Origin of the sequence: Streptomyces sp. NPDC056527 (genome assembly GCF_042794475.1) — a bacterium.
In the GTDB taxonomy this organism is placed as follows: domain Bacteria; phylum Actinomycetota; class Actinomycetes; order Streptomycetales; family Streptomycetaceae; genus Streptomyces.
On the sequence record NZ_JBHTTQ010000043.1, the window covers coordinates 1 to 13,642 of the forward strand.

The 13,642-nt window shown below is 70.6% G+C and carries 12 protein-coding genes and 1 tRNA gene; 3 read left to right on the forward strand and 10 right to left on the reverse strand.

Annotated features, from left to right (window positions below; translation table 11 throughout):
• Positions 1 to 65: 65 nt before the first annotated feature.
• The gene (locus ACFQ7Q_RS21005) at positions 66 to 887 is read right to left on the reverse strand and encodes a FadR/GntR family transcriptional regulator (RefSeq protein ID WP_383557349.1); all 822 of its coding nucleotides are present in this window, start codon (positions 885 to 887) and stop codon (positions 66 to 68) included.
• Between the two features lie 135 nt (positions 888 to 1,022).
• Between ACFQ7Q_RS21005 and lpdA the strand changes: the two genes are divergently transcribed.
• The 3 genes from lpdA to ACFQ7Q_RS21020 all read left to right on the forward strand — a co-directional run bounded on the left by lpdA (position 1,023) and on the right by ACFQ7Q_RS21020 (position 3,398).
• Positions 1,023 to 2,426 carry a dihydrolipoyl dehydrogenase gene (lpdA, locus tag ACFQ7Q_RS21010; RefSeq protein ID WP_383557352.1) on the forward strand — a complete coding sequence of 468 codons (1,404 nt, stop codon included), beginning with the start codon at positions 1,023 to 1,025 and terminating at the stop codon, positions 2,424 to 2,426.
• Between the two features lie 35 nt (positions 2,427 to 2,461).
• On the forward strand, positions 2,462 to 3,148 hold the full coding sequence (locus ACFQ7Q_RS21015) for a rhomboid-like protein (RefSeq protein ID WP_383557355.1): 687 nt from the start codon (positions 2,462 to 2,464) through the stop codon (positions 3,146 to 3,148).
• A 165-nt stretch (positions 3,149 to 3,313) separates the two neighbouring features.
• Positions 3,314 to 3,398: transfer RNA gene (locus ACFQ7Q_RS21020), tRNA-Ser, on the forward strand.
• A 257-nt stretch (positions 3,399 to 3,655) separates the two neighbouring features.
• On the opposite strand, the gene ACFQ7Q_RS21025 is transcribed toward ACFQ7Q_RS21020, so the two are convergent.
• The 9 genes from ACFQ7Q_RS21025 to ACFQ7Q_RS21065 all read right to left on the reverse strand — a co-directional run bounded on the left by ACFQ7Q_RS21025 (position 3,656) and on the right by ACFQ7Q_RS21065 (position 13,631).
• A complete protein-coding gene (locus ACFQ7Q_RS21025) occupies positions 3,656 to 4,462 on the reverse strand; it encodes an HAD family hydrolase (protein WP_383557358.1) in 807 nt (268 codons plus the stop codon).
• Positions 4,459 to 5,748 carry a serine--tRNA ligase gene (gene serS / locus ACFQ7Q_RS21030; protein WP_383557360.1) on the reverse strand — a complete coding sequence of 430 codons (1,290 nt, stop codon included), beginning with the start codon at positions 5,746 to 5,748 and terminating at the stop codon, positions 4,459 to 4,461. Before serS ends, ACFQ7Q_RS21025 begins: the two co-directional genes overlap by 4 nt.
• Before the next feature lie 577 nt (positions 5,749 to 6,325).
• Positions 6,326 to 7,261 (reverse strand): prephenate dehydratase, encoded by a 936-nt coding sequence (gene pheA / locus ACFQ7Q_RS21035; protein ID WP_376438466.1) that lies wholly within the window; start codon positions 7,259 to 7,261, stop codon positions 6,326 to 6,328.
• Between the two features lie 50 nt (positions 7,262 to 7,311).
• Positions 7,312 to 8,583 carry an iron uptake transporter deferrochelatase/peroxidase subunit gene (efeB, locus tag ACFQ7Q_RS21040; RefSeq protein WP_383557363.1) on the reverse strand — a complete coding sequence of 424 codons (1,272 nt, stop codon included), beginning with the start codon at positions 8,581 to 8,583 and terminating at the stop codon, positions 7,312 to 7,314.
• 5 nt (positions 8,584 to 8,588) lie between these two features.
• A complete protein-coding gene (locus ACFQ7Q_RS21045; protein WP_383557366.1) occupies positions 8,589 to 10,706 on the reverse strand; it encodes a copper resistance CopC/CopD family protein in 2,118 nt (705 codons plus the stop codon).
• A gap of 24 nt (positions 10,707 to 10,730) precedes the next feature.
• Entirely contained in the window at positions 10,731 to 11,201 is a 471-nt protein-coding gene (locus ACFQ7Q_RS21050; RefSeq protein ID WP_383557368.1) for a copper chaperone PCu(A)C, read from the reverse strand.
• Positions 11,198 to 11,929 carry an SCO family protein gene (locus tag ACFQ7Q_RS21055; RefSeq protein ID WP_383557370.1) on the reverse strand — a complete coding sequence of 244 codons (732 nt, stop codon included), beginning with the start codon at positions 11,927 to 11,929 and terminating at the stop codon, positions 11,198 to 11,200. Before ACFQ7Q_RS21055 ends, ACFQ7Q_RS21050 begins: the two co-directional genes overlap by 4 nt.
• A gap of 28 nt (positions 11,930 to 11,957) precedes the next feature.
• Entirely contained in the window at positions 11,958 to 12,698 is a 741-nt protein-coding gene (locus ACFQ7Q_RS21060; RefSeq protein WP_383557373.1) for a YcnI family protein, read from the reverse strand.
• A 138-nt stretch (positions 12,699 to 12,836) separates the two neighbouring features.
• A complete protein-coding gene (locus ACFQ7Q_RS21065; RefSeq protein WP_383557376.1) occupies positions 12,837 to 13,631 on the reverse strand; it encodes a hypothetical protein in 795 nt (264 codons plus the stop codon).
• Between the last annotated feature and the right edge of the window lie 11 nt (positions 13,632 to 13,642).

A 13,642-nucleotide genomic window follows, 5' to 3' on the forward strand; every position in this document is an offset into this window, starting at 1 on the left:
CCGGGACCCGAGTCGGGTCCCGGCCCCGGGTTCTCAGGCGCCCTGGATCCCGCCCGCACAACGCCTCACACCGCCTGACCCTTGCCCGCCTCGCGCGGGGCGCGCGGCTCACTCGTGCGCGCCTCACGCGAGGCACGCGCCTGACCCTCGCTCGCCTCACGCGAGGCGCGTGCCTCACCCGTCCGAGCCGTGAGGGCCGCCGATCCCGTCTCCGCCTCCCCCGGCAGTGCCGTGATCGTCTCCATCGGCACCCGCAGCAGCTCCCGGGCCCCCGCTTCCGCCGCCTCCGCGTCCCCCGCCTCGATCGCCGCGACCAGGGCCTTGTGCGTTTCGATGTCTGCCGGCGGCATCTCCCGGTCGCCGAGCGCCTCCACCAGCACCTCGCGCACCTGCGTGGAGACGAAGCGGTACACCCCCGCGAAGGCCGCGTTGTGCGTGGCCTCGACGACGGCCAGGTGGAACGCCGCGGCGGCGTCCGAGGCACGGTCGCCCTCCTCGCGGAGGGTCGCCAGAGCCGCCCGCAGCCGCAGCAGATCGTGGGCGTCCCGCCGTACCGCCGCGAGGCGCGCCGCCTCCACCCCCAGGGCCATCCGCAGCTCCATGACGTCCCGCGCACCCGCCTGGCGCACTCCGCGTAGGACGGCGGCCGGATCGGCGGTCGACCTGACAAAGGTGCCGTTGCCCTGGCGGGACTCCAGGAGGCCCGCGTGGACCAGCACCCGCACCGCCTCGCGGACCGTGTTGCGCCCCACGCCCAGCTGTTCGGCGAGCGTGTGCTCGGTCGGAATGCGGTCCCCGACCGCCCACTCGCCCTGCGCGAGCTGGTCGCGCAGCTGCTCGACCACGGAGTCCACCAACGAGGTCCGCCCCGCCGCCTTCAGCCCCATCGCCACTCCACACGAGATCACGCGCGATATTCGCCCGGTTGCTCAGTCATCCTATGACTGACCCGTGCGGCAGGCACCGGACTACTGTGGGCCCGTACGTGGACCGAACACCCTCACCACCTTCGGGAGTCAGTCATGTCAGACCGCTTCGACGTCGTCGTACTCGGAGCTGGCCCCGGCGGCTACGTCGCCGCCATCCGCGCCGCCCAGCTGGGCAAGCGGGTCGCGGTCGTCGAAGAGAAGTACTGGGGCGGTGTCTGCCTGAACGTCGGCTGCATCCCCACCAAGGCGCTCCTGCGCAACGCGGAGCTCGCCCACATCTTCAACCACGAGGCGAAGACCTTCGGCATCAAGGTCGACGGCACGGTCTCCTTCGACTACGGCGAGGCGTTCAGCCGCAGCCGCACGGTCGCCGACGGCCGGGTCAAGGGCGTCCACTTCCTGATGAAGAAGAACGGCATCACGGAGTTCGACGGCCGGGGCACCTTCGTCGACGCGAACACGATGCAGGTCGCCAAGTCCGACGGCACCACGCAGACGATCACCTTCGACAACTGCATCATCGCCACCGGCGCCACGCCGCGCCTGCTGCCCGGCACGGCCCGCAGCGAGCGCGTGGTCACCTTCGAGGAGCAGATCCTCGCCGAGGACGTGCCGCAGTCGATCATCATCGCCGGCGCCGGCGCGATCGGCATCGAGTTCGCGTACGTGCTCCACAACTACGGCGTGAAGGTCACCGTCGTCGAGTTCCTGGACCGGATCGCGCCGCTGGAGGACGCCGACGTCTCCAAGGAGCTGGCGAAGCAGTACCGCAAGCTCGGCATCGACGTCCTGACCTCGACCCGCGTCGAGGCGATCGACGAGTCCGGCCCGCAGGTCCGCGTCACCGTCACGGGCAAGGACGGCGCGCAGAAGGTCCTGGAGGCCGACAAGGTCCTCCAGGCGATCGGCTTCGCCCCCAACGTCTCCGGCTACGGCCTGGAGACCACCGGCGTGGCGCTGACCGAGCGCGGCGCGATCGAGGTCGACGGCCGCTGCTGCACCAACGTGCCGCACATCTACGCCATCGGCGACGTGACCGCGAAGCTGATGCTCGCGCACACCGCGGAGTCCATGGGTGTCGTCGCCGCCGAGACCATCGGGGACGCCGAGACCATGGAACTCGACTACCCGATGATCCCGCGCGCCACCTACTGCCAGCCGCAGATCGCCAGCTTCGGCTGGACCGAGGCGCAGGCGCGGGAGAAGGGGTACGACGTCAAGGTCGCGAAGTTCCCGTTCACGGCCAACGGCAAGGCGCACGGCCTCGGCGACGCCACCGGCTTCGTGAAGATCATCGCCGACGCGCAGTACGGCGAGATCATCGGCGCCCACCTGATCGGCCCCGACGTCACCGAGCTGCTGCCCGAGCTGACGCTGGCGCAGCAGTGGGACCTGACGGTCAACGAGGTCGCGCGGAACGTCCACGCGCACCCGACGCTGGGCGAGGCCGTCAAGGAAGCCATCCACGGTCTTGCCGGACACATGATCAATTTCTAAGGATTCTCCCAGTTCGGGGTGATAGGCACTGACGCGTGCCGAGTGAACCCCTCCCCGGTGGTGCACCGGGTGGCGAGCCCTCCCGACCGATCCGGTCGTGGGTGCGGTCGTCACCCGGTACGCATCTGTGGCTGCTCGTCATCGCGATCACCAGCGTCGTCATCGCGGTCTCGTCGGACGGCCTGGAGCACTACCTCCTGCACCGCAACTCCAGCAATCTGCACCAGCTGTCCCATCACCCGCTCCAGGCCCTGCTCGGCAGCGCGTTCTGGATCGAGGACCCCTCCGACTTCGTGCTGTACGCGGTGCTGTTCGAGGTCTTCCACGCGCCGGTCGAGCGCTGGCTCGGGACGCTGAGGTGGTTCCTGACGGTCGCCACCGCGCATGTCGCGGCCACCCTCATCAGCCAACAGGTGGTCCTGGAGGCGATCCAGGACCACGACGTGCCGCGCAGCATGGCGCACGTCGTGGACATCGGGGTGAGTTACGGGATCGCGGCGTCGATCGGCATCCTCACGTACCGGATCTCGCGGCCCTGGCGCTGGCTCTACCTGGCGGGGGCGGTGGCCGTCTTCGCCGTACCGCTCTTCACGAGCCATACCTACACGGATCTGGGGCACGCGATCTCGCTGGTGATCGGTCTCGCTTGTTGGCCCCTCACATGGGGCGTCGAACCGCCCGGTAATTCGGTGGCCGTCGAACCTCCGTCGCGCGCACACTAGTTGTGCGGGAGACGCCCGCCGTGAGACCGGGGAGGAGTGCGACCATGACCGACACCAGTTCGAGCCGGAGTTCGAGTCCGTCGAGCTCCCTGCAGGGCGGCGCCCCCTAGCGCCGCCGGGGCGGCCGCTTCGAGCGCGCGGGTTCTCCGCGCGGGCCGCCCACCCGGAGGATTGGCCGAGTGGTAAGGCAGCGGCTTGCTAAGCCGTCGTCGGGGTCACCCCCGCGCGCGTTCGATCCGCGCATCCTCCGCGTGGCCCTTTGGCGGGCGGCAACCAGGGCGAGGCCCTCGGGCGGGCCGCACCAGGGCAAGCGCTCGCCGAGTGGCCCTGGGCCGTGCGAAGAGCGGCGTGCCCTTCGGGCGAACCCGATCCGTGGACGGATCGACCCCTTCGCGAGCGGGCGAACCCGTGCCCCGGGCGGACCGACCCCTGCGCGAGGGGGTGTTCCCTCTCAACGGGGCGATGCCGCAGGCGCGGTCACCGAGGCCCTTGGGCGGCGGCAGCCGTCTACGCCGCGAGCAGGCGCTCCAACACCACCGCGATGCCGTCCTCCTCGTTCGAGGCCGTCACCTCGTCCGCGATCGCCTTCAGGTCGTCGTGGGCGTTCGCCATCGCCACGCCGCGCGCGGCCCAGCCGAACATCGGGATGTCGTTCGGCATGTCGCCGAACGCGATCGTCTCCGCCGCCTTCACGCCCAGCCGGCGCGCCGCGAGCGACAGACCCGTGGCCTTGGTCAGACCCAGCGGGAGGATCTCCACGATGCCGGGGCCGGCCATGACGACGTCCACCAGGCTGCCGACCGTCCGGCGGGCGGCACTCGCCAGCTCGTCGTCCGACAGCGTCGGGTGCTGGATGTAGAGCTTGTTCAGCGGAGCGGACCACAGCTCCGTCGGGTCCTCGAAGCGGACCACGGGCAGCGGGCCGTCCTGGACCCGGTAATCGGGGCTGACCAGCACCTCGCCGTCCAGGCCGTCGCGGCTGGCGGCCAGCGCCAGCGGTCCGACCTCGGCCTCGATCTTCGACAGCGCCAGCCCGGCCAGCTGCCGGTCAAGCGTGACCGAGGTCAGCAGCCGGTGCTCGCCCGCGTGGTAGACCTGCGCCCCCTGACCGCACACCGCGAGCCCCTCGTAGCCGAGGTCGTCGAGGATGTGCCGCGTCCAGGGGACGGAGCGGCCCGTGACGACGATGTGCGCGGCCCCCGCCGCCACCGCGGCGGCGAGGGCGTCACGCGTACGATCCGAGACCGACTCGTCGGCGCGCAGCAGCGTGCCGTCGAGGTCCGTCGCGACGAGCTTGTACGGGAACGGGCTCACTTGGAGATCGGCTCCAGGACCTCACGGCCACCGAGGTAGGGCCGCAGCACCTCCGGCACCCGGACCGAACCGTCAGGCAGCTGGTGGTTCTCCAGGATCGCCACGATCGTGCGCGGCACGGCGCACAGCGTGCCGTTCAGCGTCGCCAGCGGCTGCACGACCTTCTTGCCGTTCCGCTCGTCACGCATCCGCACGGACAGGCGGCGCGCCTGGAAGCCGTCGCAGTTCGACGCGGAGGTCAGCTCGCGGTACTTGCCCTGCGTCGGGATCCACGCCTCGCAGTCGAACTTGCGGGAGGCGGAGGAGCCCAGGTCGCCGGTGGCCACGTCGATGACCTGGAAGGGCAGCTCCAGGCTGGTCAGCCACTGCTTCTCCCAGTCCAGGAGCCGCTTGTGCTCGTTCTCGGCGTCCTCCGGAGCGACGTACGAGAACATCTCGACCTTGTCGAACTGGTGGACGCGGAAGATGCCCCGGGTGTCCTTGCCGTACGTGCCGGCCTCGCGGCGGAAGCACGGCGAGAAGCCGGCGTAGCGCAGCGGCAGCTTGTCCGCGTCGATGATCTCGTCCATGTGGTACGCGGCGAGCGGCACCTCGGACGTACCGACGAGGTAGAAGTCGTCCTTCTCCAGGTGGTACACGTTCTCCGCGGCCTGGCCGAGGAAGCCGGTGCCCTCCATGGCGCGCGGGCGGACCAGCGCCGGCGTCAGCATCGGGATGAACCCGGCCTCGGTCGCCTGCGCGATGGCCGCGTTGACGAGGGCCAGCTCCAGCAGGGCGCCGACGCCCGTCAGGTAGTAGAAGCGCGAGCCGGAGACCTTGGCGCCCCGCTCGACGTCGATGGCGCCCAGCGCCTCGCCCAGCTCCAGGTGGTCCTTGGGCTCGAAGCCCTCGGCGGCGAAGTCGCGGATGGTGCCGTGCGTCTCGAGGACGACGAAGTCCTCCTCGCCGCCGACGGGCACGTCCGCGTGGACGATGTTCCCGAGCTGGAGCAGGAGCGCGCGGGCCGTCTCGTCGGCCTCGTTCTGCTCGGTCTCGGCGGCCTTGACGTCGGCCTTGAGCTGCTCGGCCCGCTGCAGGAGCTCGGCGCGCTCCTCGGGGGTGGCCTTGGAGATCAGCTTGCCGAGCGACTTCTGCTCGGAACGGAGCTCGTCGAAGCGGACGCCGGACGACCTGCGCCGTTCATCGGCGGAGAGCAGGGCGTCGACGAGCGCGACGTCCTCTCCACGGGCGCGCTGGGAGGCGCGAACACGGTCGGGGTCCTCACGGAGCAGGCGAAGGTCAATCACCCCACCAGGCTACCGGTGCGGGCTCCTGACACCTCAACCGGATATAGCCTTGCGTGTCGCTTTGCCCGAATTGCCGGGATTGGGAAATGCTCGCCCTATTCGTCAATAAACCGGCCGCGAGCCCCCGAAAAGGGGCGGATCGACATGCGCGGCTTGACCGAACCGCCCTGTGGATCAAGGGACTTCTCCACAGGGAAACCCAGGTCCCGATAGTTATCCACAGGCTGTGCGGAAGATCTGTGGATTGCGGAGGGGGTCGTTCCGAATCGACTCCAAGGACCTCAGAATTCCCCGATCAAACCTCTCTCACACACTCATTCGGGTGGGAATTCCTCGCTCTAAAGAGTTGATCAATGGAATTGAGGTGACACCGGCCGTCTCGATGCACTGTGGACGCTTGTGGAGTGACTAGGGGGATTTGTCGACCATGTCTGCATGTGTTGTCGACTTGTCCCCAGGTCGAGAAGCGAACCTGTGGATAACTTCTGTGGGTAACCGAAAAGTATGCAGGTAGGACTAGTGGTTCACACCTGTGGACGACCGCCCCCGGCGAGGGGAGCGGTGGGGCACCCTCGGATCAGGCCCGACCGTCCTGGGCCCTCGCCAGCCAATCGGAGGCCGCCGTGAACTCCTCGTCCGACGTCCCGCGCCGCAGGCCCCGCACGTCCTCCCGCGAGACACCGGCCCGCGGGTACGACCCGAGGAAGCGCACCTTCGGGCAGATGCGCTTGAGGCCCATCAGCGCCTCGCCCACCCGCCGCTCTGAGATATGACCCTCGGCGTCCACCGCGAAGCAGTAGTTCCCGATGCCCGCGCCCGTCGGCCGGGACTGGATCAGCATCAGGTTGACCCCGCGGACCGCGAACTCCTGGAGCAGTTCGAGGAGGGCACCGGGGTGGTCCTCGCCCAGCCACAGCACGACCGAGGTCTTGTCCGCGCCGGTCGGAGCCGACGGCCGGGCGGGACGGCCGACCAGGACGAACCGGGTCTCGGCGTTCTCCGCGTCGTGGATCTCGGTGACCAGGGCCTCCAGGCCGTAGGTCGCCGCGGCGAACTCGCCGGCGAAGGCCGCGTCGAAACGGCCCTCCTGGACGAGTCGCGCGCCGTCCGCGTTCGACGCGGCCGACTCCCACAGGGCGTCGGGCAGATGCGCCCGCATCCAGTTCCGCACCTGCGGCTGGGCGACCGGGTGCCCGGTGACCGTCTTGATCTCGGACATGGTGGTGCCCGGCCGTACGAGCAGGGCGAAGGCGATCGGCAGGACCACCTCGCGGTAGATCATCAGCGGCTCGCCGGAGGCCAGCTCGTCCAGGGTCGCGGTGACCCCGCCCTCCACCGAGTTCTCGATCGGTACGAGAGCGGCGGCGGCCTCTCCGTTGCGCACGGCGTCCAGCGCCGCCGGGACGGAGACCATCGGGACGAGTTCCCGGGTCGCGGCCTCGGGCAGCGTACGCAGCGCGGCCTCCGTGAAAGTGCCTTCGGGACCGAGATACGTATACCGGGTGGCTGACATACGGTCACCCTAATAGGCGCGGAACGTGCCGGCCCCCTGCCCGCTCGGGCTCAGGACTCCAGCAGCCGCTGGCCCACGTACTCGCCCTCGGCCGCCCCGCCCGGCACGGCGAACAGACCGCTCGCCTCGTGCCGGATGAAGGCGGACAGTGCGTCGCCCCGGTCCAGCTTGCGCTGCACGGGCACGAAGCCCCTCAGGGGGTCGGCCTGCCAGCAGACGAAGAGGAGTCCCGCGTCGGGTGTGCCGTCCTGCCCGATGCCGTCGTGGAAGGAGAAGGGCCTGCGGAGCATCGCCGCTCCGCCGTTCTGTTCGGGGGCGGAGATCCGGGAGTGGGCGTTGTCCGGGATCACGAGATTGCCGTCCGGGCCGACCTTGTCGAGACCGAGCTCGGTCGTCTCGCTCCCGCCGGTGAGCGGGGCACCGTCCGACTTCCGTCGGCCGATGACCTTCTCCTGCTTGTCGAGGGAGAGCCCTTCCCAGTCGTCGAGCAGCATCCGGATCCGGCGTACGACGGCGTACGAACCTCCGGCCATCCACTCCTGGGCCCCGGCGGCGCCGGCCGTGGTCTCCGGGACGAAGATCCGCCGGTCGAAGTCGGGGTCGGAGGTCTTGGGGTTGCCGGTGCCGTCGATCTGGCCCATCAGGTTCCGGGCCGTCATCGGCTTGGCGGTGGCGCCGGCGGAGCGGTTGAAGCCGTTCATCTGCCAGCGGACCTTGGCCGCCGAGCCCGCGTCCTTCTGGAGTGCGCGCAGTGCGTGGAAGGCGACCAGGGCGTCGTCCGCTCCGATCTGGACCCACAGATCACCCTCCGACCTCTTCGGGTCGAGGGCGTCGGCGGAGAAGGCGGGCAGCGGATCGAGCTGCGTCGGGCGGCGGGCGGTGAGTCCCGTACGGCCGAAGAAGGAGTGGCCGAAGCCGAAGGTGACCGTCAGCGAGGAGGGGCCCGCGTCCAGCGCGACACCCGTGTCGTCGATCGACGGCTTGCCCGCCATCAGCGCCTTCGCCGTCGCCGACCAGCGGCGCAGCAGTGCGGCCGCCTCCTTGCGGCCCGCGCCCGGCGCGAGGTCGAAGGCGACCAGATGGCCCCGCGACTGAAGCGGAGTGGTGATCCCCGCTTGATGTTTCCCGTGAAACATCGCCTGCGTCGCCCCGACCGTCGTCAGCGCCTTCGCGTCGGCGGTCGTCGAGGAGCCGGAGTCGGAGACCGCCCCGTACACCCCGGCGCCACCGCCGGCACCGAGGACGATGCCGGCGGCACCCGCCGCGCCGACCGTGCCGAGCACACGCCGGCGGGAGATCTCAAGCTTGTCGTCGTCGCTCACGTGGCTCAGCCGATCTTCACGTTCTTGTCGATGGTGGTCTGGTCGATGTCGGAGGTACGGACCGTCACCTGGATCTGCCACTCGCCGGCCATCGGGATCTGGACGCCACTCGCGCTCCAGTGTCCGGTCTGGATCCGGTCGGGTGCGACCGGCAGCGGGCCGACGTTCTTCTCCTTCAAGGTGAAGGCCACCTTGATCTCGGGGACGTCCAGCGGGCGGCCGTTGGGCCGGTCGATATAGATATGGAGGGCGTTGGCACCCGTACGACCGGGGTCGAGGCTGAGCCGTACCGTCCCCTTGCCGTCCACGCCCCCGGTGTCGAAGGGCAGCCGGATGTCCACGGGCCGCTCCGGTACGGCGGTCGAGCCGGACGCGGCCTGGGAGCGCCCTGCCTCCTCCTCCGTACGACCGGGCTCGGTCGAGGTGAGGACGGTGGTCACGGCGAGCAGCACCACGGCGACGACGGTCTCCGTCAGGACCGAGCGGCGCAGGCCGCTGCGCTCGGGGTCGGCGTCGCGGTCGCGCTTCTTCCGGGCGGTGGCGACAGCGGCCCGCTGCCGGGCGAGCTGGGCAGCCCGCTCGGGGTCGACGGCCGCTTCCTGCGCGGCCACCTCCGAGGATCCGTCAGAGGTGTCGCCGACATCGCCAGCGGTGGCGACAGCGCCGGCCCCGCCGGTCTCGGAGCCCTCGCCCGCCGCGCCGGCAGCGCCAGCGGTGGCGACAGCGCCGGTCTCACCGGTCGCGCCGGCCGTGCCGAGAGCGCCGGCCCCGCCGGTCTCCGTGCCCTCGCCGGCTTCGGTCTCCTCGTCGGCGTCAACCTCGGCGTCGGCCTCGGCCTCGGTGATCTCCTTCGCCGCGTCCTCGTCGGCGTCGGCCTTCACCGGTGCGCCGAGTCGCTGGACCCAGCGGCGGGAGATCCAGGCGATCCCCACGAGCACGGCCACGAGTCCGACCTTGACCAGCAGCAGCTGTCCGTACGACGTGCCGGTCAGGGCCGACCAGGAGCCGACCTGTCGCCAGGACTGGTAGATCCCGGTCGCGGCCAGGACGACCACCGAACCGAACGCGACCCTGGAGAAGCGCTCGACGGCGGCGCGCTCGATGTCGGGCGCCCGGTAGAGCGCGACGAGCAGCGCGGTCAGGCCGCCCAGCCAGGCCGCCACCGCCAGCAGGTGCAGGATGTCGACGGGCATCGCGATGCCCGGCTGCAGGCCGGTGGAGGCGTGCTCGGCGAGCGCCCAGGTGCCCGCGATGCCGGCGGCCACCACGCTGCCGCCGATCGCGAGTCCGAAGGTGAGGTCCTTCTTCTCCTTCTCGTCGGTCCGCTTGGTGTACGCACCGAACAGCACGGCGACGAAGAGGGCCGCAGCGCCCAGCAGCATCAGCCGGGAGATGAGTGCGGCGCCGGTCTTCGTCTCCAGGACGGACTTGAGTCCGCCGAGGTCGAAGGCGTCGGCGAGTTCGCCGGAGCCGGTGTACGGGTTGCGCAGCAGCAGCATGACCACGGTGGCCGCGGCGAGGGTCAGCCAGCCTCTGACCACGAGTCGCTGCACCGGGCGGACGCCGGCTCCGCGCGGCCAGCAGGCGAGGACGAAGGCGCCGCCGCCGACGAGGACGACGAAGCCGCCGTAGGAGACGTAGCGGGCGATGCCGTACAGCGTGCCGACGAGTCCGCCGCCGGCCTGCCGGTCGGGCAGGGCGACGGAGGTCTGGGAAGGGGCGCCGACGGAGAAGGTGAAGGCGCCCGCGATGGGGTGGCTGTCGGCGGAGACGGTCTGCCAGGCGACGGTGTAGGTGCCTTCGGGCAGGCCGGAGCGGAGTCCCACCCCGTACTTGACGATCGATCCGCTGCACAGGTCGCGGATCTCTCCGGTGTCCACACGCTTCCCCGCCGGGTCGAGGACCCGGATCGAGTCGGTGCTCATGGCGACCTGCTCGGAGAAGGTGAGGTTGACGTCCTTGGGGGCGGTGGCGACCACCGCCCCGTCCTGGGGGTCGCTGCCGGTGAGCGCGGCGTGCGCGGACGCGGGGGCGGCGCCGGCGAGCAGCGTGCCGAGGAGCGCGGCCGTGACGAGCAGCAGCCGGGTCAGGGCGGTTCCGAGGGGCGGGGCGGTGGCTCTCATCTGTGTGTCAGTCCCTCAACTAGCTCAGTGCTGCTTCGGGTTGTGGGTGGCCGCCTCGACGGGCAGGTCGACCTTGATGGGCGCGGCCTTCTCGAAGTGCAGCTCGATGCTGACCTTCTCGCCCTGCTTCGGCTTCGTCTTCAGCCCCATGAACATGATGTGGCTGCCGCCGCGTTCGAGCTTCAGCTCACCGTTGGCAGGGATGTCGAAGGACTTCACCTGCTGCATCTTCTGGTTCTTCGTCTCGTGGATCTGCACGTCGTCCGAGATCGGGCTGGTGACGGAGGTCAGCTTGTCGGCCGTACCGCTGCCGTTCGTGATGGTCAGGAAGCCGCCGGCCATGTCCATCACCGGCTGCGGCATGAACGCGCCGCTGACCTTCAGTTCGGGCTTGCCGTCCGCCTTGTCGGAGGAGCTGTCGGACGAGCACCCCGTCAGCGCCAGGCTCCCGGTCAGAGCGACGGCGGCGATCAGGGTGGTGGTGCGGCGGTTCACGGGTTCTCCCCCTTGATGATCTTCGGCAGGTCCTTGGCGTAGTCGTCGACGGTCGTGTCCTCGCCGTACAGGACGTAGCCCTGGTCGGTCGTGGGCGAGAACGCGATCACCTGGGCTCCGTGCATGGAGACGACCGAGCCGTTCTTCTCCTTCTTCGGCGGGTCGATGCCGATGCCGATCTGGCGGGCGCCCGCCTGGATCGTGGAGAAGTCGCCGGTGAGACCGGTGAAGGAGGGGTCACCGGCGGCCGGGAGCCACTTGGCCAGTTCGGCCGAGGTGTCCCGCTCCGGGTCGGTGGTGACGAAGACGACCTGGAGCTTGTCCTGGTCCGCCTTGGGGAGCTGCTTCTTGGCGATGGCGATGTTGCTCATCGTCAGCGGGCAGACGTCGGGGCAGTGCGTGTAGCCGAAGTAGATCAGCGTGGGCTTGCCCTTGGTCCGCTCGCGCAGGTCGAACTTCTGGCCCTTGGTGTCCGTGAGGACGAGGTCGGGCTTGGTGAACGGCCGGTCGAGGACCGTCGCCGCCTTGTTGGAGTTGCCGTCGGCGGAGACCTCGGCGACCGCTCCGTTGCCGGAGCCCTTCGCCTTGTCGTCGCCTCCGCCGAGGCCGACGACGGCCGTCACCGCGAGGGCGGCGACGACCGCGACGGCCGCGGCGATGAGCGGGGCGCGACGGCTCGGCCGCGCCCGCTCATCGGTCTTCGGGTCGGTCGACTTCTGGACTGACATGGATCGTGTTCTCTCTTACGGAGGGGGTTCAGGCCGAGCGGCGACGGCCGGCGAGCACACCGAAGGCGACACCCGCGACGCCCACGAGGATGCCGATGACACCGAGCACACGGGCGGTGGTGTCACTGCTGTCGGAACCGGCGGCCTCGGTGTGGGACTTCTCGGCCCCGGCCTTGTCGTCGTGACCGGCCTTGTCGTCGGTCTTCGTGGCGCCGCCGCCGTGGTGGTCCTCGGTGGCCGCGGAGAGCTTCAGGACGGGAGCGGGGTTCTGCGGCTCGGCCGCACCCTCCTTCGGCTCCTCGATCCAGCGGACGACCTCGTTGTTGTCGTAGGTCTGGATGGCCTTGAGGACGAGCTGGTCGGCGTCCTCGGGCAGCTGGCCGAGCGAGAGCGGGAACTGCTGGAACTGACCCGGGCCGATCTTCGAACCGTCGGCGGTCCAGGTGACCTTGGAGACGGCCTCGTTGATCTTCTTGCCGTGCAGCTCCAGCGGCTTGGCGAGCTTGGCCTTGGTGACCTCGGCCTTCCAGCCCGGCAGCGGCTGCGGCATCACGGACGCGAGCGGGTGGTCGGTGGGGAAGTTGACCTCGACCTTGACGGTGGAGGCGTTGTCGCGCTCGTTGGGGACCTTGATGTTGACGGTCGCGTAGCCGCCCTTCGCGGCCTCGCCCTGCGGCTGCACGCTGACGTGCGCGAAGGCGGTTCCGGAGAGCAGGACGACGGAGGAGACGGCGATGCCACCGGCGAGGGCGATACGGGAGACGTTCATGGCAGAGGACACTCCAGCTCGGGAGGAAGGGTGAAGTCCGCCGCGCCGACGGCCGGAACGACGCGAGCGAGCGCGAACGACCGGGTACGGGCGCGGGGATGCGGAGCACCGCGGCCCGCTCCCTGTGAGCGGTCCGCGTCAGGCTGCGAGGACGCAGTCGGCGGCGGGCGGGCCGCGCCGGATCACCGTGTGCTGGAGTGCCGCCGCGACGGGCGGCGGAGAGACGTCGGCCGCGGTACGGGCAGGGCGGCGCGGACCGGCCGCCGGGAGCCCGGGAAGGCCGGCGAGCAGCGCCCGTACGAAAGCGGTCGCGGCGCGCAGGGAGCGGACGAGGGCGCCTTCGGCGAGTTCGGTCGCTCCGTGCGCGGAGAGCCGGACGAGCCGGCCCAGGGCGAGGTCGCCGCGGCGCAGCAGCCAGCCCGTGGCGAGCGCGGCCAGCAGATGGCCGAGCACCATGGGCAGGTCGGGCAGCAGGCCCGCGTTCTCCGCGGCGCCGGTCGCCAGATGGGCGGCGTGCGGCCGTGCCGCCGCGGCCGCCGGGTCGAGGCCGGCGTCGGTGATGATCCGGGTCGCGTCGGCGGGGCTGATCGACGCGGCGCCCGCGCCGCAGACCAGCTTGGCGGCCATGCGGATGAGCGCGTCGTCGGAGGCCGGGCCGAGGGCGCCGGCCGTGAGCGGACGCTGTCCGAGGCCGAACAGGACGTGCAGTCCGAGCTGTCCGCCGGCCAGTGCCGTGACGATGACGGGCAGCGAACGCTCGCGCCCGGCGAAGAGCACGGTGATGCCGAAGATGCCGAGGAATCCGGCGACCACGGTCCACAGAGCGATGCCCGCGCAGGCGGCGATGGCGTGTCCGAGCCCGGACAGCACGACGCAGACCGCGGTGAACACCGCGGCCCTCAGCAGGCGTGGTGCGAGCACGGGGGCAGACATGGCGGGGCCCA

What these genes read in the sequence shown, in the direction of transcription:
- ACFQ7Q_RS21060 (WP_383557373.1), bottom strand. Translation starts at nt 12,698, where the DNA reads ATGAACGTCTCCCGTATCGCCCTCGCCGGTGGCATCGCCGTCTCCTCC.
- ACFQ7Q_RS21045 (WP_383557366.1), bottom strand. Translation starts at nt 10,706, where the DNA reads ATGAGAGCCACCGCCCCGCCCCTCGGAACCGCCCTGACCCGGCTGCTG.
- lpdA (WP_383557352.1), top strand. Translation starts at nt 1,023, where the DNA reads ATGTCAGACCGCTTCGACGTCGTCGTACTCGGAGCTGGCCCCGGCGGC.
- pheA (WP_376438466.1), bottom strand. Translation starts at nt 7,261, where the DNA reads ATGTCAGCCACCCGGTATACGTATCTCGGTCCCGAAGGCACTTTCACG.
- ACFQ7Q_RS21005 (WP_383557349.1), bottom strand. Translation starts at nt 887, where the DNA reads ATGGGGCTGAAGGCGGCGGGGCGGACCTCGTTGGTGGACTCCGTGGTC.
- ACFQ7Q_RS21065 (WP_383557376.1), bottom strand. Translation starts at nt 13,631, where the DNA reads ATGTCTGCCCCCGTGCTCGCACCACGCCTGCTGAGGGCCGCGGTGTTC.
- ACFQ7Q_RS21055 (WP_383557370.1), bottom strand. Translation starts at nt 11,929, where the DNA reads ATGTCAGTCCAGAAGTCGACCGACCCGAAGACCGATGAGCGGGCGCGG.